Origin of the sequence: Brucella tritici, assembly GCF_008932285.1 — a bacterium.
GTDB classification, from domain to species: Bacteria; Pseudomonadota; Alphaproteobacteria; order Rhizobiales; family Rhizobiaceae; genus Brucella; species Brucella tritici.
The window spans coordinates 68,510-87,838 of sequence record NZ_WBVY01000004.1 but is presented as its reverse complement, the minus strand read 5'-3'; the positions used below and the strand labels follow the sequence as shown (position 1 = coordinate 87,838).

Sequence of the window (19,329 nt, the reverse complement as noted above, 5' to 3'; positions counted from 1 at the left end):
GAAAGCAGGTTTCGGGAGGCGGCCTTCCCAACTCATGCTAGAAAGCTTTTATGAAAGACCTTTTCGAGCAGATTGAACCACGTGAAATTCTGGCGCCCGGTGCCGTGCTTCTACGCGGCTTTGCGCTTCCAAGCGAAGATGCTGTCCTGAAAGCTGTGGCCGATGTTTCCGCTGCCGCGCCTTTTCGGCACATGACCACTCCCGGCGGGTATCGCATGTCGGTTGCGATGACAAATTGCGGAGAATTCGGTTGGGTCACGGACCGGACCGGCTATCGTTACAGTACCGACGACCCGGAAACCGGACTGCCCTGGCCTGCGATGTCGGATGCGTTTCGCGCGCTTGCCCAAAGCGCTGCCCGTGAAGCTGGCTATCCTGATTTTGAGCCGGATGCCTGCCTCATCAATCGTTATGAACCGGGTGCGAAACTTTCATTGCATCAGGACAAGGACGAACAGGATTTCAACAATCCGATTGTTTCAGTGTCGCTTGGTCTGCCCGCGACTTTCCAATTCGGCGGACTGAAGAGAACCGACCCGATTGCGAAATATATCCTGCATCATGGTGACGTGGTTGTGTGGGGTGGACCGTCACGTCTCTTCTATCATGGCATACTCGCCCTGAAGCGTGGCGCGGATGAAAAACTGGGTCCGTTTCGCCTTAATCTGACATTCAGAAAATCGCGCTGACAGTTGCCAAACGCGATTTTTGGAACAGAGAAGCGACAGAAATCGCCTTTTAATTGTGGCGAGTGACCGTTCTTTGTGCGGCAATTTTGTGGCGAGCGGGGGTTTTAGTTAAACGCCCCGCCGTCGCTTTTACTCTCCGGACGTTCCTTCGCAACCTTGTTGCGGTAGCCGCTGGCTCTGTAGGCAGCAACCGGTTCGATGGCCCCGCCGGTGCGGCGGCGTGCTTCCGCAAGGATCGGTTCGACATCGGTTCGATAGGCGCGTTTGAGCGTATCGGATGCCATCAGCGCATCGTTTTCCTGTTGATAGGTTTCGAGCGCTTCGCGATCCACCAGAAGCGCCTGCGCATAGGCGCGGCGGATTTCATTGGCGGATGAGATCAGGCTTTCCAGCGGATCGGTCACATTGTGCGACTGGTCGATCATATGGGCCGGATGGAAGTCGGCCACACCACGATAATCTGCATCCACCAACTCATTGAAAACAAGGAATAATCGATACGGATCGATGGAGCCGGCGTCGAGATCGTCATCGCCATACTTGCTGTCGTTGAAATGGAATCCGCCAAGTTTCCCGAACTGGATCAGCCGCGCGACGATCATTTCGATATTGGTGTTGGGCGCATGATGGCCGAGATCGACCAGACATTGCGCCTTCGGCCCAAGCGTCGAGGCGATGAGATAATTGGTGCCCCAGTCCTGAACCACCGTCGAGTAGAAGGCCGGTTCATACATCTTGTGTTCGGAGAACAGGTGCCAGTCGTCGGGCAAAGCATGATAGATTTCGCCCATGGAAGCCAGATAGCGCTCAAAGGCGCGGGTAAAATTCTGCTGGCCCGGAAAGTTGGAGCCATCGCTCAACCAGACGGTCAAGGCCTTGGAACCTATGGCTTTTCCGATTTCGATACATTCGATATTGTGCTCGATGGCCTGCGCCCGCACCTTTGGGTCGACATGGGTGAGCGAACCGAATTTGTAGGAAAGCTTCTGATCCGCCGCATCGGCAAAGGTATTGGAATTCATGGCATCGAAGCCGAGACCAAGCACTTGCGCATGGGCTTTGAGCTTCTTCGGATCGGCCTTATCCCACGGAATATGCAGCGAGACATTCGGCGTTGCACGCGACAATTCGTTGATGACGGCGCAATCGTCGAGCTTGTCGAAAATGCCGCGCGGCTCACCCCTTCCGGGAAAGCGCCCGAAGCGGGTGCCGCCCGTGCCTGTGCCCCACGAAGGCACGGCAACGAAATAGGATGCTACCTTGTCTGTAATCTTGTCGATCTCGATACCGCGGCGCAAAAGCTGTTCGCCGAGCGCCTGATAATCGCTCTTCAATGCATTTTCGAAACCGGAATTATGCTCGGCGATGAAATCTGCCGCAATGCGTTGCTCGGACATGGTTCCTCCCAGAATGTCCTGTTTATACGGTCAGCGCGGAAAACTCTGCTGGTTTCCGGCGTCGACATTGATGATGTTGCCGGTCGACTTTGTCGAGGCATCGCTTGCAAGGAAGTAGATGGCCTCTGCTATGTCTTCGGGGAAGACGTTCAGCTTCAGCATGGAGCGCTTGCGATAATGTTCCTCAAGCTCGGAAACATCAATCTTGGAGGATGCGGCACGCTGTTCGCGCCATTCACCGTCCCATATCTTGGAGCCGCGCAAAACCGCATCAGGGTTGACCACATTGACGCGGATACCTGCATCCGCGCCTTCCAGTGCCAGACAACGCGCCAGATGGATTTCCGCAGCCTTTGCAGCGCAATAGGCCGAAGCATTGGGCGAAGCTGCAAGCCCGTTCTTCGAGGCGACAAACACCACATTGCCGCCGATCTTCTGGCGGCGGAACAGGCGGAATGCTTCTCGCGACACAAGGAAATAGCCCGTCGCCAGAATGTCGATATTGCGGTTCCACATGGAAAGTTCGGTGGTTTCCACCGGCGCGGATGAGGCGATACCGGCATTGGATACCAGAATGTCGATGCCGCCAAGCTCGACACTGGCTTCAACAAAGGCGTTGGCTACGCCGTGCTCATCGGTGACATTCAGTTCGACGCTGCGCACCTGATCAGCACCGAACCGCTTTACGAGATTTTCGTGAGCGGTTTTGAGCGATCCTGCGTCAATATCCGCCAAAACCACGCAAGCGCCCTCGCCCGCCAGCCTTTCGGCGGTCGCAAAACCAATACCGCCAGCGCCGCCGGTGATGAATGCAACGCGGCCCGCAAGGCTCTTTGGCTTCGGCATACGTTGAAGCTTTGCTTCTTCAAGCAGCCAATACTCGATATCGAAGGCTTCCTGTTCAGGTAGGCCCTGATACTCCGATACGCCGGATGCACCGCGCATCACATTGATCGCGTTGACGTAAAACTCACCGGCGATGCGCGCAGTCGCCTTGTCGCGTGCGAAGGACAGCATGCCGACACCGGGGATCAGGAAAATCACCGGATTGGGATCGCGCATCTTCGGCGAATTGTCATGCTTGCACGCCTCGTAATAGCGCTTGTAATCGGCGCGATAGGCTTCCAGTGCGCCCTCAAGTCCGGCAACCACGGCATCGATATCGGGCTTGGCCGGATCGAAATTAACGACCAGCGGACGGATTTTGGTGCGCAGGAAATGGTCCGGGCAGGAGGTGCCGAGCGCCGCGAGCGGATGCAATTCTTTCGAGTTCACGAATTCCAGCACGGCATCCTGATCATCGAAATGACCGAGCTTGCGCTCATCCTTTCCGATAAGTCCGCGAATTTCCGGCATCAGCCGCGCGGCAATGGCCCGGCGCTCGGCAACTGGGAGGCTCTGCGTGACAGCGCCGCCGAAAACAGGCTTGCCTGCCGTCTTCTGGTCCAGCCATTCAATGGCCTTGTTGATGATGGCGAGCGTGGTTTCGTAGCAGGTCTTTGCATCATTGCCCCAGGTGAAAAGTCCATGACTTTCAAGGATAACGCCCTTTGCCTTGGGATTTGCCTTTACAAAGGCTTCAAGGTCAAGACCGAGCTGGAAGCCGGGACGACGCCACGGCAGCCAGCCGATTTCGCCACCGAAAATCTCGCCCGTCAGTTCACGGGAATTCCGGGATGCGGCGATTGCGATGATCGCATCGGGATGCATATGGTCCACATGCCTGAAGGCGACAAAACCATGCAGCGGCGTATCAATGGAAGCGGCGCGCGGGTTGAGATTGAAGGTGCAGTGCGGCAGGAAGCCGACCATGCGGTCCTCGTCCTCGACACCCTTATAGATACCTTTCAGCGCGTCGAGCTTGTCCTGATAAAGCGTGGCAAAGCCATCGAGCTTGATTGTGCCGACATCGCCGCCCGAACCTTTGACCCAGAGAACCTGAACCTTTTCGCCAGTTAGCGGATCGGTTTCCTCCACCTTGGCGGAAGTGTTTCCGCCGCCGTAATTGGTGATGCGCTTGTCGGAACCGAGCAGATTGGAGCGGTAAAGCAGCTTGCCCGGCTCATCCATCGTTGCTGCTCTGGCGTCATCCCACCGGTTTTCGAGAAGCCTGCTCTGGGCCACCATGTCATCCTCCCAAGTCTGTTATGGTGAATCGCAAGCCGCCTGTAGGTCTGCAAGTGCGTCTGCATGCCCGTTCAATGTGCCAGCGATCATGTTGCGGCAGATATGACGTATCAAACGAATTGCTGTCAATCACAAACGATCACAATCAATCATTAATGTGATTATTGTGCGCCATTGTGATTGTTTGTGATTGACAGGCGCGACATTTATGCCCGATACAAAGACAAGGAGGAGCCATGCACGAAAGAGAGCGCCACCGCATCATCCTGAGTGCTGTTCAGGAAAAGCCGGTGATTACCATTCAGGATCTGGTGGAACTGACGGAGGCGTCGGAAGCGACACTTCGCCGGGATATCGCGTCGCTCCATATGCAGGGCAGGATCAAGCGCGTGCGCGGTGGCGCAGAGGCTATTCATCCGCCGCAGTTCGGCAATCTTGCGGGCCGTCCTTTCAAGGTTTCGGAATCGGAAAACGCGGATCGCAAGCGCGCAATAGCTCGTGAAGCAGTTGCGCTGTGCGAGGAAGGCGACAGCATCATCATCAATGGCGGGTCCACGACTTTCCAGATGGTGCATTATCTTGCTCCGCGCCGCCTTCAGGTGCTGACCAATTCGTTTGCCATCGCCGAACATCTTCTGCGCCAGTCGAAAAGCACGGTGATCGTGCCCGGCGGTGCGATCTATCGCGACCAGAGCCTTATCCTGTCGCCGTTCGACAATGACGTTATTCGCAATTTCTACGGACGGCGCATGTTTATGGGCTGTCAGGGGATCAGCCCGCTCGGCGTCATGGAATCCGATGCGCTGATCATCCAGAGCGAACAGAAACTGATGGGCCAGGCGGACGAACTTGTCCTGATGGTCGATTCAACGAAATTCACACGCCGTTCCAGCCTCATCCTTTGCCCACTCGACCGGGTCAGCACGCTGATCACCGATGACGGCATTTCGGATGAAGCGCGGCGCATGGTGGAAAATGCGGGCATCCGGCTCATCGTGGCGCAGGTCTCCGCAAATGCTGGCAAGGGCGACCCACGGGAGGATTCCGCCGAGGTGGCCTGAGCCAGAACAAGCGAAACATATGTCTTTATACTGGGAGGAATGAGACATGAAACTTTTCAAGAAACTGGCATTAGGCACTGCACTGGCCGTTGCCTTCATGGCTGCCCATGCGCAGGCCGCCGACATGAAGATCGGGCTTGTTGCGAAGTCGCTCGGCAACGGCTTCTTTGAAGCTGCCAACAAGGGCGCGCAGGAAGCTGCGAAGGAACTGGGCGGCGTAGAGGTCATCTATACCGGCCCGACCACCACGACGGCGGAAGGTCAGATCGAGGTCATCAATTCCCTGATCGCGCAGGGCGTGGATGCCATCGCCATTTCGGCCAACGACCCGGATGCTGTCGTCCCTGCCCTGAAGAAAGCCGCACAGCGCGGCATCAAGGTGATCTCGTGGGATTCGGGCGTCGCACCTGAAGGCCGTATCGTCCACCTCAACCCGTCTTCCAACGAACTGATCGGCAAGATGTGCCTCAAGCTCGCAGCCGATCACCTGCCGGACGGCAAGGGCGATTTCGCGATCCTGTCTGCCACCACCACCTCGACCAACCAGAATATCTGGATTGGCGAGATGAAGAAGCAGCTCAAGGATTTCCCCGGCCTCAATCTGGTGACCACCGTTTATGGCGACGACCTGGCTGACAAGAGCTACCGCGAAGCGCAAGGACTGCTGACTTCAAACCCGAATGTGAAGGTCATCGTGGCACCGACGACCGTTGGCGTTCTCGCTGCCTCGCAGGCCGTGAAGGATGCAGGCAAGATTGGTGATGTCTATGTGACCGGTCTTGGTCTTCCGTCCGAAATGGCTGGCGCCATCAAGTCGGGCGCAACCAAGGAATTCGCCATCTGGAACCCGATCGACCTTGGCTATTCGGCAACCCAGATTGCCTACCATCTCGTCAAGGGTGATGCCGATGGCAAGCCGGGCTCGGAAATCGAAGCCGGACGCATGGGCAAGATCAAGATTGGTGACAATGGCGAAGCCGCAATGAGCGATCCTTTCGTCTATGACGCGTCGAATATCGACGAGTTCTCCAAGGTCTTCTGATCGGTAAGCGCATCCCGAAAAGTGCGCATTCATGATGAGAGGCGGAATTCGACAAACGGATGCCGCCTCATATTCCCCGGAATCGACTTCAGGTATCTGCGATGAATGCAGCCTTTCAATCCAGCGGCCCATCCGGCGGAGAGCCGACGCTTGCCGCCACGGATCAGCCCATTCTGGAAATGCGCGGCATAGCCAAGACGTTTCCGGGGGTGCGTGCGCTTGATGACGTGAACATAGCGCTTTATCCCGGCAAGGTAACGGCCCTGATCGGAGAGAATGGTGCCGGCAAGTCCACGCTTGTGAAAATCCTGACCGGCATCTACCAGCCCGATGAAGGCAAAATCCTTATCGACGGCAAGCCGGTGCATTTTGCGACCGCACAGGATGCGACCGATCACGGCGTAACGGCCATTCATCAGGAAACCGTGCTTTTCGACGAATTGTCGGTGGGTGAAAACATCTATCTCGGCCATGCGCCGCGTACCAAATTCGGTTTCGTCAACTGGAAGGCTGTTTATGCACGCTCGCAGGCGTTGCTTTCGTCGCTCGAAACGACGGTCGATGCCCGTATCAAGCTGAAAGAACTGTCCATTGCCCAGCGCCATCTGGTCGCCATTGCCCGCGCGCTGTCGGTGGATTCCCGCATCGTCATCATGGACGAGCCGACCGCAGCCCTGTCGCGCAAGGAAGTGGACGATCTGTTTCGCATCGTGGCGCGCCTGAAGGCGCAGGGCAAAGCTATCCTGTTCATCAGCCACAAGTTTGATGAAGTTTATGAAATCGCCGACAATTACGCGGTTTTCCGCGACGGGCACGCCGTCGGCCACGGCACGCTTGCCGATACACGGCAGAACGATATTGTGCGCATGATGGTGGGGCGGTCTGTCGAACAGGCTTTCCCCAAGCAGGATGTCGCCATCGGCAAGCCGGTGCTTAAGGTCGAAAACTATTCGCATCCGACCGAGTTCCGCGACATTTCGTTTGAACTGCGCAAGGGGGAAATCCTTGGCGTCTACGGTCTTGTCGGCGCCGGGCGATCGGAGTTTGCACAATCCCTGTTCGGCATTACCAGGCCTTCCCATGGCCGCGTGACGCTCGAAGATCGCGAGATCAGTATCCGCCGTCCCGGCGATGCGGTGGCCCATGGCATCGTCTATGTGCCCGAGGAGCGCGGACGCCACGGCGCGGTGCTGCAACTGCCGATCTTCCAGAATGTATCGCTGCCGTCGCTCGCCCGCACCTCGCGCAATGGTTTTCTGCGCATGGCGGAAGAGCTGGCATTGGCGCGCAAATATGCCGAGCGTTTCGACCTGCGCGCAGCAGCGCTTTCCGTCCCTGTAGGCACCCTTTCCGGCGGCAACCAGCAGAAGGTTGTCATCGGCAAGTGGCTCGCCACCAATCCGAAGGTCATCATTCTCGATGAGCCAACCAAGGGCATCGATATCGGTTCCAAGGCGGCGGTTCACGCCTTTATCAGCGAACTGGCGGCGGAAGGGCTCAGCATCATCATGATCTCGTCGGAACTGCCGGAGATCATCGGCATGTCTGACCGCGTGATGGTCATGCGCGAGGGGCTGATGGAAGGCATCTTTGAGCGCGCCAGCCTCGACGCGGAAGTGCTGGTGCGCGCCGCCACCGGAAACACGGAGTAGACGATGAAACAGTTGCTCAAGCAGCGCGAACTCCTGCTCCTTGTCATTATCGCTCTTCTGGTGGGGCTGTTCGCAGGCCGCGCTCCGGGCTTCGCCAGCGCGCATAATCTGGCGAATATTTTCAACGATACGTCTATTCTCATCATTATCGCGCTCGGACAGATGGCGGTGATCCTGACCAAGTCCATCGATCTGTCGGTCGCCGCCAACCTTGCCTTTACCGGCATGGCTGTGGCGATGCTGAATGCGACCTATCCGGGTCTGCCGCTCGTGCTTCTGATTGTGCTGGCAATTGGCATCGGTGCAGTTCTGGGCGCGATCAACGGCATTCTGGTCTGGAAACTCAACATTCCGGCGATTGTCGTCACGCTTGGCACGCTTACCATCTATCGCGGCATGGCTTTTGTGCTCTCCGGCGGCGCGTGGGTGAATGCGCATCAGATGACCGCGCCCTTCCTCAACACGCCGCGCACGCCTTTTCTTGGCCTGCCGCTGCTTGGCTGGACGGCGATCCTGATCGTGGCGCTTGTCTACGTTCTGCTGACGCGGACGTTTTTCGGACGCGCGCTTTATGCCTCCGGCGGCAATCCGACTGCCGCCGTCTATACGGGCATCGATGTGGGCCGCACGCGCTTCTTCGCCTTCGTGCTTTCGGGCGCGCTTGCCGGGCTTTGCGGCTATCTCTGGGTGTCGCGCTATGCCGTCGCCTATGTGGATGTGGCCGCCGGGTTCGAACTTGACAGCGTTGCGGCATGCGTTATCGGCGGCATCTCGACACTTGGCGGGATAGGTTCTGTCGCCGGTGCGGTTCTTGGCGCCCTGTTCCTCGGCGTCATCAAGAACGCCCTCCCCGTCATCGACATATCGCCCTTCTGGCAAATGGCCATCTCCGGTTCCGTCATCATTCTGGCGGTGATCTTCAATGCGCGTCAGGAAAAGCGGCGCGGACGCATCATCCTGCGCGACAAGGCTGCAAAGACTTATGAGGAGGTTGCGGCATGAATAACGAACAGCGCCGTCACATTCCGGACCGGCTCGGAACGCCATTCTCGCACATCTTCGCAAGCTGGGAAATGCTTCTGCTTGGAGTCGCGATTGCGATCTTCATCGCCAATTCGTTCGCCTCGCCCTACTTCCTCAATGCGTGGAACCTGTCGGATGCCACGTTCAATTTCACCGAAAAAGCATTGATCGCTTTTGCGATGACGCTTCTCATCATTTCCGGTGAAATCGACCTTTCGGTCGCTGCCATCATCGCCCTTGCCTCAACAGCCATGGGCGCGGCGGCGCAGGCCGGTGTCGGCACACCCGGCCTCGTGATGATCGGCATAGGCACCGGTCTTGTCTGTGGCGCGATCAATGGCGGGCTGGTTGCGGGGCTGAAACTGCCCTCCATCGTCGTGACCATCGGCACGATGAGCCTTTTCCGCGGCATTTCCTATATCGTGCTGGGCGATCAGGCATTTGGCGGCTACCCGGCAAGCTTTGCCTATTTCGGACAGGGCTATGTGTTCTGGGTGATCTCTTTCGAATTTGCGCTGTTCATCCTGTTTGCCGTGCTGTTCGGGGTACTGTTGCACTGGACCAGCTTCGGGCGCCGTATCTATGCCATCGGCAACAATGAATTCGCGGCGCGCTTTTCCGGCATTCCGGTTGAGAAAACCAAATTCGTGCTTTTCCTTATGACGGGCGTGATGAGCGGCATCGCCGCCGTTTGCCTGACCTCGCGCCTCGGCTCGACGCGCCCGTCCATTGCGCAAGGCTGGGAACTGGAAGTCGTCACCATGGTCGTGCTGGGCGGCGTGTCGATCCTCGGCGGTTCGGGCACAATTGTCGGCGTGGTGATCGCCGCTTTCGTAATGGGCCTCGTCACTTTCGGGCTCGGGCTGCTCAATGTGCCGGGCATCGTCATGTCGATCTTCATCGGTCTCCTTTTGATCGTCACCATTTCATTGCCGATCCTCATCCGGCAGTTCAAAGGGAGACGCACAGCATGACGGCTGAACGCTATGCATTTCGCATGAAGCTTAATCCGGGCATGGAAGCGGAATATCGCCGCCGTCATGATGAGATATGGCCAGAACTGGTGGACCTTCTCCACGAAGCAGGCGTGTCGGATTACGCGATCTATCTCGATGAAGAGGCCAATATCCTGTTCGGCGTGCTGACCCGTAAGCCCAATCACGGCATGGCCGCCCTGCCCGATCATCCGGTGATGAAAAAGTGGTGGGCGCATATGGCAGACATCATGGCGACAAACCCGGACAATTCGCCGGTTTCTGTGGACCTCAAGCCAGTCTTTCATATGCCATGAAGCGCATCGCCATTCTCGATATCGGCAAGACAAATGCCAAGGTCGTGGTGCTCGATGCGGCGAGCGGCGAGGAGATCGTCGCAAACCGTATCTCCAATACGGCGCTGCGCGATGGCCCCTATCCGCATTACGACATCGAGGCTCTGTGGCGCTTCTTTCTGACAAGTCTCGCGGAGTTTGCGCAAGAGCCGGGCTTTGATGCCATCTCTATCACCACGCATGGCGCGGCGGCGGCTCTCGTCGCAGCAGATGGCACATTGGCCATGCCAGTTCTCGACTATGAACTCGACTATCCGGCTGAAATCCACGCAGCCTATGCTGACATAAAGCCGGATTTCAAAGATACATTCTCTCCGCCCCTGTCGCTCGGCCTCAATCTGGGTGCGCAGCTTCATTATCTGAAGACGACGTTTCCCGATGATTTTGCGCGCACACATTTCATATTCACTTATCCGCAATACTGGGCCTGGCGCCTTACTGGCGTCGCCGCCACGGAAGTGACGTCACTCGGTTGCCATACGGATTTATGGCTGCCGAAAGATTCCACCTTCTCGCCCCTCGTTGACCGGTTGGACATTCGCGGGAAATTTCCGCCGCTTCGCTCCGCCTTCGATGCGCTGGGCGAAGTTCTGCCCGAAATTGCATCAGAGATCGGCCTTTGCAAAGCCGTGCCGGTTCATTGCGGCATTCACGATTCCAACGCATCGCTGCTCGCGCATCTGGTGGATCGGGAAGGCCCGTTCTCGGTCGTCTCAACCGGTACGTGGGTTGTCAGTTTCGCCGTTAGCGGCAATTTTGACGGACTGGCCCCGGAACGCGATACGCTGGCCAATATCGATGCCTATGGTCGTGCGGTTCCATCCGCCCGTTACATGGGCGGGCGCGAGTTCGATATCATGACTGAGGGACTGACTGTTCCCCCGGTCATCGACCAACCCGATATCGTGACAAGGGTTCTGGCGCAGCACATAATGGCGTTACCTTCAGCGGTGCCCGGTTGCGGTCCCTATCCGAATTCCAATCTTCGCTGGATCAACGCAGACATGGCCAACAAGGCGGAACGCTATGTTGCCGCCTGCATCTATGCGGCGCTGATGACGGAGACCTGTCTCCACCTGCTGGGTGCAGGTGGACCGGTTATTGTCGAAGGGCCGTTTGCCGGGAATCCGGTCTATCTTGAAGCGCTGTCGAATTTTACGGGACGTGACGTCGAAGCCGTATCAGGATCGACGGGCACTTCGCTCGGTGCCGGATTGCTCGCAGGCGCAACGGTTCCAGAGAAACACGGCCGGATTTACAGGCCGGGCAACGAAGCCTATGCCGCCTATCGAAAGCAATGGATAAAGAATACGGCATAATTTACTGAAACAAGATGGAATAAGCCCGGAATGCATGAGCGCTTTCCGGGCTTATTCCGATCAGTTAAGTGCCTTCTGGCGTGTCTCCACATCGATAAAGAAGGCGATAATACCGGCCAGTGCCAGAAGTCCCGCGAATAGCGCCACGGCGACATAAAAGCTCTGGCTGATGACGAGCGCCAGCGCGGATGGTGCAAGCAAGCCGCCAAGGCGAGCCATCGCGCCCGCCGCTCCCATTCCGCTTGCGCGCAATCCTGTCGGATAAAGTTCCGGCGTGAAAGCATAGAGTGCGCCCCATGTACCGAGCAGCGCAAAGCTCATGATGAGAATGGATGAACCGACGACGGTAGAGCTGTTGGCCACCGTAAAGAGAGCGCAGGCAGCCGCGCTGATGAACAGGAAGGCGATCAGCGTCTTCTTGCGTCCCCACGCTTCCACGCCATAGGCGGCGAGTGCGTAGCCCGGCAATTGGGCCAGTGCAACCACGACAAGGAAGCCGTAGCCGCGGACGAAGCCAAAACCGTCACCGGCAAGCTTGGCCGGAATCCAAGTGAAAATACCGTAATAGGACACCGAAACGAGGAACCAGATTGCAAGCGTCGTCAGCGTGCGCTGGCGCAGATTTGGCGACAGAAGCTTTTCGCCTGTCACCATAAGCGGCGCTTCAAGCCGGGCCTTCGGCGGTAGCTCTGGTTTGCCATTACGCCGCAGCACGCGGTTCATCACCGATTTGGCTTCTTCCGGGCGTCCCGACTTCAGAAGATGCATTGGGGATTCCGGCACCCAGAGGCGCAGCCATATGCCGATAAGGGCGGGTGCAGCGGTGACGACGAAGATATAGCGCCACGCATCCTCTACGCCTGCAAGGCTGGTGGCCCATGCCGCAAGGGCGATGATAACAGTGCCGACCGCCCAGAAACCTTCGAGCATAACCAGCCAGCGACCGCGATTTTTGGCCGGAAGGAATTCGGCCATCATCGCATAGTCGACCGGCAAGGTTCCGCCTACTGCCACGCCTGTCATGAAGCGCAGGGCAAGCAAGACGCCGAAGCTGGGCGCAAATGCCGAAAGCAGTCCGAAAACGGCATCACAGGCGACAGTGATGAGAAGCACGCGACGGCGACCATATTTATCGGCCAATCGTCCGAATACGGCTGCGCCGATCAGCATGCCGAGGAAGAACAGCGTTCCGGTCTGCAATGCCTGTGGAATCGTCAGCCCAAAAGTCTTTGCAATGGCAGCGCCGGTAAAGCCGACGGCAAGCACCTGCATGGCATCGGCGGCCCAGACAAGACCGAACACACCCAGAAGACCGCGTTGAAATGCGCCCGTACCCGCCTGATCGAGCGTCTGTTCGATGGTAACTTTCATGCCGCGACGTGTCCCCTGCTGCCGGCTGAATATATGCTGCCTTTTACAACGCTGACGATGGGTCGCTGTCAATCGCCCTTTTCGGATATTGCCCGATCTTTTGCCTGCAAATATTCCCAGAAGCTCTCGGCATGTGCCGGAAGTGCCGCATCGTGACGATAGATGCGGACCTCGACCGTGAAATCCCAATAGGGATCAGTCGAGGCCGGTACGAGTTCGCCACGCTGCAGTTCATCATAGATGAGACTTTCGGGCAGCCAGGCCATACCCCACCCTGCAAGCGCCATGGCTTTCAGACCGATCGACATGGTGTTTTCGTGAACCACCTGACGCTTGAACGCAGTGCCAGATGCAAATTTCTGTGACAGGGCAGCGCCGAAGAAGGAAAAGTCGCCGTAGCTCAGATATGGCAGCGGCTCCGCGCTGGCGATCGCGTGATCGAGGATCGGGCCTGTCTGTGATGGGCGCGAGACCGGCATCAGCCGTTCGGTGCCGAGCACGAGATAAGGAAACTGGGTACGGTCGATCAGGATCGGCACGAAATTATGGGCATAGGTCAGGAAGAAGTGAACCTCTCCTTCCGTCAGCGTCGCGATATTATCCTCAAAGCCGCCGCGATCCGGACTGAGCAGGGAGCGGATGCCGCCAACATCGTCGTCGATCTGTTTCAGCCAGTGCGGAAAGAACGTGACCGTCAGCGTGTGCAGGGCTGAAAATGTGAGGACGGGATTCTGGACTTCGCGGCTCGGCTGCAACGCTTTGCGCGTGTTGTAGAACTGGCGAACCGTATCCTGCGCGACAGGCAGGAAGGTTCGTCCCTCGCGGGTAAGCTCGGCAGGGAACGTCGCGCGATTGACGAGCGTGACCCCCAGCCAGAGTTCAAGCTGCTTGATCCGGCGGGAAAATGCGGATTGCGTCACATGACGGGCATCTGCCGCGCGCGAGAAACTCGACGTTGCCGCCAGCGCGATGAAGTCTTCCAGCCATTTTAGTTCCATTGGGTCGGGGCCTTCTCTAGGGGAGTAGGGGAATAAGGGAATAGGTGAATAGGGCATCAGAGGCAATTCGCGGCCCCACATACCCCCTTACTCACCTATTCCCCTACTCCCTCACCCCTTATGCAATTTCTGCATAGTAATTGCAAAACATAGCATTGGCAGCTCCAAAGGTTTTTCCCTACCGTCGCGTCAGGGCTTGTTAAACGCGCATCTGTTCCGAAAATCGCTTCACGCTTTTCGGGGTGCGCACAATCAATCACATAGATGTCCGAGGACGTGTTTTGGCCAGGGTAATTTATTTGAACGGCGCTTTCGTTGCTGAGAACGAGGCGAAGGTGTCGGTGTTCGATCGCGGCTTTCTTTTTGGTGACGGGATTTACGAAGTCAGCGCTGTCATCGATGGGCGTCTTGTCGATAACGAGCTTCACCTCGCCCGTCTGGAGCGTTCCGTCAAGGAACTCGGAATTCCGTTGCCTGCTTCGCTGGATGCCATTCGCGCGGCCCAGATCGAACTGATGAAACGCAACGAGCTTTATGAAGGCGTCGTCTATATGCAGGTGACGCGCGGCGAAGCTGAGCGTGATTTCGTCTATGCCGACGACATCAAGCCGAATTTCGTCATGTTCACGCAGGCCAAGAACCTCGCCAATTCGCCGTCGGTTCAGAATGGCGTCCGCGTGGATGTTGCACCCGACACACGCTGGGCGCGCCGCGACATCAAGACCGTCATGCTTCTGGCACAGGTGCTGGCGAAGAAGCAGGCCAAGAGCAAGGGCTATCATGAAGTCTGGCTGGTCGAAGATGGCTTCGTCACCGAGGGCGGTTCATCGACGGCATTCATCATCACCAATGACAATGTGCTGGTAACGCGGCCGAATTCGCACGCCATCCTGCCCGGCTGCACGCGACGCGCCGTCATCAAGATCGCGGAAGAACAGAATCTTCGCATCGAAGAGCGCCTGTTCACGGTCGATGAGGCGAAGGCCGCCAAGGAAGCATTTCTCACGAGCGCATCAAGTTTCGTGACGCCGATTATCGGCATTCAGGATCACACGATCTCCGATGGCAAGCCGGGGCCAATCACCCGTCGCCTGCAGGAGATTTACATGGATATGGCTCGCACGGGAGCGGAGCCGATACTGCAACCTTAACCCCAAGAAATGAAAGCAAGAGGGGACAATGACAATAAAAAGACTACTGAAACAGACAGCCTATGGCGCAGTTTTTGCCAGCGCAGCAGCGCTGGCAGGTGCGGGAGCCGCATCGGCAGCAACCGAAGGCTACGGCGATTGCCCGCTGACGGGTGAAAAGGGTTCGGCCAAGATCAATCCGGCGGTTGAAGGGCAGTTTACTGTCATCATCAACCTGCCTGCCCTTGGCCAGTTCAACGGCGATACGCCGGACAGCATCAAGGACGGCTATGAATTCTGCATGGCGGTCAACATTGCGCATCGTCTGGGCCTCGACAAGGTAAAGCTCGTCAACGCCTCGTTCGATTCCATCGTTGCCGGTCAGAACAAGGATTACGACATCGCGCTTGCGCTGATCTCGGTTACCGAGCCGCGCAAGAAAGTCGTGGATTTCTCCGTTCCTTACATGAATTCCGATTACGGTGTTGCTGCACGTGCCGACAAGCCGGTTACCGAAGCAGACATGAAGACCGGAAAGATCGGAACTCAGGCCGGTACGACACTGGTTCCTTTCGCACAGGATACGCTGAAGGTCGCAAGCCTCGACGTGTTCGACGATACGGCTTCCATGTTTACCGCTCTTGCCGCTGGCAAGGTTGATGCCGTGATGACTGACCTTACGATCATCCTCGGACAGGTACAGAATTCTAACGGAAAGCTGGCAGTTGTCGGCAAGTATACGTCCGGCGGCGAGACCGCAGGCATCTACCCGAAGGGTTCGGAAAACAAGAAGGTCATCGACCAGCTTATCGAGGACATGAACAAGGATGGCACGCTGAAGAAGCTTGAAGCTGCCTATCTGCTTCCGTCCTGGGGAATGTCGCCTTCCGACGTTCCGCTCTGGAAGCCATGATCTGACGGTTTTCGGGTCGCAATCGCAATGCCGGTTGCGACCCGGACTGACCGGCATTCAGAACCCGATCTTTGCGGCTGGCGTTCCCGATCGTCGGGACCGTTTCCCCATTTGTTTCAGCGAGAATAAACCATGTCTTATCCGGCACCGGATGCAAGCGCGGAACGCGCGCGGCAATGGCGTGTCCGAAACAAGGTTCGCACCCATGGCGGTCGTTCCCTGTTCGCTTTTGTCTTTTCCTTCCTTACCCTTCTGGCCTCGGGCCAGACGGTCTATAGCGTTTCGAGCTATACGATCTCGCAGGGCTGGCCTGAATTGCCCGTTGTGGCGGTCGGCATCGTGCTGCTGCTGGCACCGCTTGCCGTCCTCTGGTTTGCCTGGCGCGCAGTGCAGATTTCGGGCGAAGCCGGAAAAAGCGCCGATATCTACCGTGGGCGCGAGCTCGGCGCACAGGCGTCCGATCTTTCCTGGCAGGTGATTTCCTATGCCGTAGCGGTTCTCATCATCTGCGCCGGCGCATGGTTCATGATCGTCAATGACGCAGCCGTCAGCCGAACCTTCTTCGACGTCAGCCTGATCGTCAAATCGGCAGGTACGGTGTTGAAAGCTTTCGGCACGAATATCGTCATCTTCTTCGTATCGGCCATCCTGATCCTCGTCTGGGCGCTCGTCATCGCCATTGCGCGCACGCTGCCGGGCAAGGCCGGCAAGCCCATCCGCGTGCTTGCAACGCTCTACAGCGATCTGTTTCGCGGACTTCCGGCCATCATCACGATCTATCTTATCGGTTTTGGCCTGCCTCTGACCGGCCTGCCGATCCTGAAGGACCTGTCCTCCAACGCCTATGCCATCATTGCGCTGACGCTGACCTACGGCGCCTATACGTCCGAAGTCTATCGCGCAGGCATTGAAAGCGTGCATCCAAGCCAGATCGCGGCAGCGCGTTCGCTCGGCCTCTCCTATGCGCGCACCATGCGCTATGTAGTTGTGCCGCTTGCCGTGCGCGGCATCATTCCGCCTCTTATGAACAACTGCATCAGCTTGCAGAAAGACACCGCGCTGGTCGCCATTATCGGCACCATTGATGCCTTCAACCAGTCGAAGATCATCGCCGCGAACTATTTCAACCTGTCGGCTGTCACCACCGTCGCCATTCTGTTCATCGTCATCACCATTCCGCAGGCCCGCTTCGTGGACCGCCTGATCGAACGTGATCGCAGAAAAATGCGTTCGAGCATGTAAGGGGGACGGATAATGGCACTCGTAGAAATCGACAAGGCAATCAAGCGCTACGGCTCGCTGGAAGTTCTGTCCGGCATCAGCCTGGACATCGAGGAACATCAGGTCGTGTGCCTGATCGGGCCTTCTGGCTGCGGCAAGTCCACGCTTCTGCGCTGCATCAACCGGCTGGAGACCATCGACGAAGGCGAAATCCGCCTGCACGGCGATCGGGTCACGGGACCGGGGGTGGACCTCGACATTTTGCGCCGCGAGATCGGCATCGTGTTCCAGGGATACAATCTGTTTCCGCATATGACGGTTATGGAGAATGTCACGCTGGGGCCGACAAAAGTGCTGGGCATGCCGGTGAAGGAAGCCGAGGAAAAGGGGCTGGCGCTGCTTGCACGCATTGGCCTCGATCACAAGGCGAAGGAATATCCGGACCGTCTGTCCGGCGGACAGCAGCAGCGTGTGGCCATTGTGCGTGCGCTCCTGATGGACCCGACGCTCCTGCTGCTCGACGAAATCACCTCGGCGCTCGATCCCGAACTGGTGTCGGAAGTGCTCGACATCGTGCGCGATCTTGCCAAAAAAGGCATGACGATGGTGCTGGCCACGCATGAAATGGGTTTTGCCCGCGAGGTTGCGGACAAGGTCTGTTTCCTGCAAAACGGCAAGGTCTATGAAGAAGGCCCGCCGTCGCAGATTTTCGGCAATCCGCAGGGCGAGCGCACGCAGGCTTTCCTCAAACGCATTATCGAGGCCGGGCGTCTTTGACGCCCTGCCCCTTCAACACCTGACGGAAAATGACCATGACAGGCAAGGCACGCGACTACGGCATCATTTGCGGCATCATGCAGCCGGGCGAAAACAACGCCATAACCGATGTGCCGGGCGTGCGCGTGGGGCACCGCACCCTACGCAACGGCGATATCAATACCGGCGTGACGGCAATTATCCCGCATGACGGCAACATATATCGCCGCAAGGTGCTGGCCGCCTGTGATGTCATCAACGGTTTCGGCAAGAGCACCGGTCTCGTGCAGGTCGAGGAGTTGGGCACGCTGGAAACGCCGATCCTGCTCACCAATACGTTTGGCGTCGGAACCTGCGCCAATGCGTTGATCCGCGATGCGATTACGGGCAATCCCGATATCGGGCGCACCACGGCAACCGTCAATCCTGTCGTTCTGGAATGCAATGACGGTCCGCTCAACGATATTCAGGCCATGGCAGTCACAGAGGCTGACGCGCAGGAAGCCTTGAAGATTGCCGGAACGGATGTCGGCGAAGGCAATGTCGGTGCGGGAACCGGCATGAGCTGCTTCGGCTTCAAGGGCGGCATCGGCACGTCCTCGCGCCAGTTCGAACTTGATGGCAAGGTTTATCACCTCGGCGTTCTGGCACTGACGAACTTCGGTCGGGCCGGTGATCTCGTTCTTCCCGATGGACGCAGGCCTTCACCGAAGGCCGAAGCAGAGCCGGAAAAGGGTTCGGTTATTCTGGTGCTCGCAACCGACGTTCCGATGGAACATAGGCAACTGAAGCGCGTGACGCGCCGCTGCGGCGCGGGACTGGCGCGTCTCGGTGCATTCTGGGGCCACGGCAGCGGCGATATCGCCATCGGATTTTCAACGGCAGTGACCTTCGATCATGACGAAGAACGCGATGTGGTCGAGATCGCGGTGCTTAACGAGAACCGTATCGATACGTTGTTTCGCGCAGCAGTTGAGTCCACGCAGGAAGCCGTTCTCAACTCAATGTGCATGGCTGAACCGATGCGCGGACGTGCCGCAAACCGCCGTTCGCTCGCAGACTGGCTGGAAAATCAACGGAACTAAGCCCGGCAATCCCTGGCGGGCTCCACACAAAACCCTGATATTTTCTGTGTATTGCCACAATTGACTTCGTTCATCCGCTGATGATCGAAGCTGAAGGATGGCAATATGCTGTCGAACCGCGACTCGGCGCGACCCAAGGTATGCTCCCACGAGTTTGGGCTGCCCAGGTACAACCGTTGCAGGTATAAGGCGCTTCGTTTTAGGGGCAGTCGAAT

17 protein-coding genes are annotated in these 19,329 nt (G+C 57.6%); 13 read left to right on the top strand and 4 right to left on the bottom strand.

What is annotated here, in order from left to right:
- Nucleotides 1–50 precede the first annotated feature (50 nt).
- On the top strand, nt 51–689 hold the full coding sequence (gene alkB, locus F9K94_RS14800; protein WP_151646536.1) for a DNA oxidative demethylase AlkB: 639 nt from the start codon (nt 51–53) through the stop codon (nt 687–689).
- 104 nt (nt 690–793) lie between these two features.
- Here the strand turns inward: alkB and rhaI are convergent, their stop codons facing one another.
- On the bottom strand, nt 794–2,086 hold the full coding sequence (gene rhaI, locus F9K94_RS14795) for an L-rhamnose catabolism isomerase (protein WP_151646534.1): 1,293 nt from the start codon (nt 2,084–2,086) through the stop codon (nt 794–796).
- Between the two features lie 30 nt (nt 2,087–2,116).
- Nucleotides 2,117–4,213: a bifunctional rhamnulose-1-phosphate aldolase/short-chain dehydrogenase gene (locus F9K94_RS14790; protein ID WP_151646532.1), complete on the bottom strand. Its 2,097-nt coding sequence runs from the start codon at nt 4,211–4,213 to the stop codon at nt 2,117–2,119.
- A gap of 236 nt (nt 4,214–4,449) precedes the next feature.
- Here F9K94_RS14790 and F9K94_RS14785 point away from each other — a divergent pair, with 236 nt between their 5' ends.
- The 7 genes from F9K94_RS14785 to F9K94_RS14755 all read left to right on the top strand — a co-directional run bounded on the left by F9K94_RS14785 (nt 4,450) and on the right by F9K94_RS14755 (nt 11,640).
- Nucleotides 4,450–5,274 carry a DeoR/GlpR family DNA-binding transcription regulator gene (locus F9K94_RS14785; protein WP_061345314.1) on the top strand — a complete coding sequence of 275 codons (825 nt, stop codon included), beginning with the start codon at nt 4,450–4,452 and terminating at the stop codon, nt 5,272–5,274.
- Nucleotides 5,275–5,320: 46 nt separating this feature from the next.
- Nucleotides 5,321–6,316, top strand: a complete 996-nt coding sequence (gene rhaS, locus F9K94_RS14780; RefSeq protein ID WP_061345313.1) for a rhamnose ABC transporter substrate-binding protein — start codon at nt 5,321–5,323, stop codon at nt 6,314–6,316.
- Nucleotides 6,317–6,417: 101 nt separating this feature from the next.
- Nucleotides 6,418–7,968, top strand: a complete 1,551-nt coding sequence (locus tag F9K94_RS14775) for a sugar ABC transporter ATP-binding protein (RefSeq protein ID WP_151646530.1) — start codon at nt 6,418–6,420, stop codon at nt 7,966–7,968.
- A 3-nt stretch (nt 7,969–7,971) separates the two neighbouring features.
- A complete protein-coding gene (locus F9K94_RS14770) occupies nt 7,972–8,970 on the top strand; it encodes an ABC transporter permease (protein ID WP_151646528.1) in 999 nt (332 codons plus the stop codon).
- Nucleotides 8,967–9,965 (top strand): ABC transporter permease, encoded by a 999-nt coding sequence (locus tag F9K94_RS14765; RefSeq protein ID WP_151646526.1) that lies wholly within the window; start codon nt 8,967–8,969, stop codon nt 9,963–9,965. The genes F9K94_RS14770 and F9K94_RS14765 overlap by 4 nt, the downstream gene beginning before the upstream one ends.
- Nucleotides 9,962–10,282 (top strand): L-rhamnose mutarotase, encoded by a 321-nt coding sequence (rhaM, locus tag F9K94_RS14760; protein WP_151646524.1) that lies wholly within the window; start codon nt 9,962–9,964, stop codon nt 10,280–10,282. The genes F9K94_RS14765 and rhaM overlap by 4 nt, the downstream gene beginning before the upstream one ends.
- On the top strand, nt 10,279–11,640 hold the full coding sequence (locus tag F9K94_RS14755) for an FGGY-family carbohydrate kinase (RefSeq protein WP_151646522.1): 1,362 nt from the start codon (nt 10,279–10,281) through the stop codon (nt 11,638–11,640). Before rhaM ends, F9K94_RS14755 begins: the two co-directional genes overlap by 4 nt.
- 60 nt (nt 11,641–11,700) lie before the next feature.
- Here the strand turns inward: F9K94_RS14755 and F9K94_RS14750 are convergent, their stop codons facing one another.
- Both F9K94_RS14750 and F9K94_RS14745 read right to left on the bottom strand, forming a co-directional pair.
- On the bottom strand, nt 11,701–13,011 hold the full coding sequence (locus tag F9K94_RS14750) for an MFS transporter (RefSeq protein WP_151646520.1): 1,311 nt from the start codon (nt 13,009–13,011) through the stop codon (nt 11,701–11,703).
- 68 nt (nt 13,012–13,079) lie between these two features.
- Nucleotides 13,080–14,009, bottom strand: coding sequence for a LysR family transcriptional regulator (locus F9K94_RS14745; protein WP_151646518.1), 930 nt, complete (start codon nt 14,007–14,009; stop codon nt 13,080–13,082).
- 281 nt (nt 14,010–14,290) lie between these two features.
- Between F9K94_RS14745 and F9K94_RS14740 the strand changes: the two genes are divergently transcribed.
- The 5 genes from F9K94_RS14740 (at nt 14,291) to F9K94_RS14720 (ending at nt 19,114) form a co-directional block, all read left to right on the top strand.
- Nucleotides 14,291–15,160 (top strand): D-amino-acid transaminase, encoded by an 870-nt coding sequence (locus tag F9K94_RS14740; protein ID WP_061345305.1) that lies wholly within the window; start codon nt 14,291–14,293, stop codon nt 15,158–15,160.
- A 28-nt stretch (nt 15,161–15,188) separates the two neighbouring features.
- The gene (locus F9K94_RS14735; protein WP_061345304.1) at nt 15,189–16,052 is read left to right on the top strand and encodes an ABC transporter substrate-binding protein; all 864 of its coding nucleotides are present in this window, start codon (nt 15,189–15,191) and stop codon (nt 16,050–16,052) included.
- A gap of 132 nt (nt 16,053–16,184) precedes the next feature.
- Nucleotides 16,185–17,294 (top strand): amino acid ABC transporter permease, encoded by a 1,110-nt coding sequence (locus F9K94_RS14730; RefSeq protein ID WP_061345303.1) that lies wholly within the window; start codon nt 16,185–16,187, stop codon nt 17,292–17,294.
- Nucleotides 17,295–17,306: 12 nt separating this feature from the next.
- Complete coding sequence (locus F9K94_RS14725) at nt 17,307–18,050, top strand: amino acid ABC transporter ATP-binding protein (RefSeq protein ID WP_061345302.1); 744 nt, start codon at nt 17,307–17,309, stop codon at nt 18,048–18,050.
- A 35-nt stretch (nt 18,051–18,085) separates the two neighbouring features.
- Nucleotides 18,086–19,114, top strand: a complete 1,029-nt coding sequence (locus F9K94_RS14720) for a DmpA family aminopeptidase (RefSeq protein WP_061345301.1) — start codon at nt 18,086–18,088, stop codon at nt 19,112–19,114.
- The last annotated feature ends 215 nt before the right edge of the window (nt 19,115–19,329 follow it).

Excerpts from the sequence above, each read along its gene's own strand:
- alkB (WP_151646536.1), top strand. The coding sequence starts at position 51 with ATGAAAGACCTTTTCGAGCAGATTGAACCACGTGAAATTCTGGCGCCC.
- rhaI (WP_151646534.1), bottom strand. The coding sequence starts at position 2,086 with ATGTCCGAGCAACGCATTGCGGCAGATTTCATCGCCGAGCATAATTCC.
- F9K94_RS14790 (WP_151646532.1), bottom strand. The coding sequence starts at position 4,213 with ATGGTGGCCCAGAGCAGGCTTCTCGAAAACCGGTGGGATGACGCCAGA.
- F9K94_RS14785 (WP_061345314.1), top strand. The coding sequence starts at position 4,450 with ATGCACGAAAGAGAGCGCCACCGCATCATCCTGAGTGCTGTTCAGGAA.
- rhaS (WP_061345313.1), top strand. The coding sequence starts at position 5,321 with ATGAAACTTTTCAAGAAACTGGCATTAGGCACTGCACTGGCCGTTGCC.
- F9K94_RS14775 (WP_151646530.1), top strand. The coding sequence starts at position 6,418 with ATGAATGCAGCCTTTCAATCCAGCGGCCCATCCGGCGGAGAGCCGACG.
- F9K94_RS14770 (WP_151646528.1), top strand. The coding sequence starts at position 7,972 with ATGAAACAGTTGCTCAAGCAGCGCGAACTCCTGCTCCTTGTCATTATC.
- F9K94_RS14765 (WP_151646526.1), top strand. The coding sequence starts at position 8,967 with ATGAATAACGAACAGCGCCGTCACATTCCGGACCGGCTCGGAACGCCA.
- rhaM (WP_151646524.1), top strand. The coding sequence starts at position 9,962 with ATGACGGCTGAACGCTATGCATTTCGCATGAAGCTTAATCCGGGCATG.
- F9K94_RS14755 (WP_151646522.1), top strand. The coding sequence starts at position 10,279 with ATGAAGCGCATCGCCATTCTCGATATCGGCAAGACAAATGCCAAGGTC.
- F9K94_RS14750 (WP_151646520.1), bottom strand. The coding sequence starts at position 13,011 with ATGAAAGTTACCATCGAACAGACGCTCGATCAGGCGGGTACGGGCGCA.
- F9K94_RS14745 (WP_151646518.1), bottom strand. The coding sequence starts at position 14,009 with ATGGAACTAAAATGGCTGGAAGACTTCATCGCGCTGGCGGCAACGTCG.
- F9K94_RS14735 (WP_061345304.1), top strand. The coding sequence starts at position 15,189 with ATGACAATAAAAAGACTACTGAAACAGACAGCCTATGGCGCAGTTTTT.
- F9K94_RS14730 (WP_061345303.1), top strand. The coding sequence starts at position 16,185 with ATGTCTTATCCGGCACCGGATGCAAGCGCGGAACGCGCGCGGCAATGG.
- F9K94_RS14725 (WP_061345302.1), top strand. The coding sequence starts at position 17,307 with ATGGCACTCGTAGAAATCGACAAGGCAATCAAGCGCTACGGCTCGCTG.
- F9K94_RS14720 (WP_061345301.1), top strand. The coding sequence starts at position 18,086 with ATGACAGGCAAGGCACGCGACTACGGCATCATTTGCGGCATCATGCAG.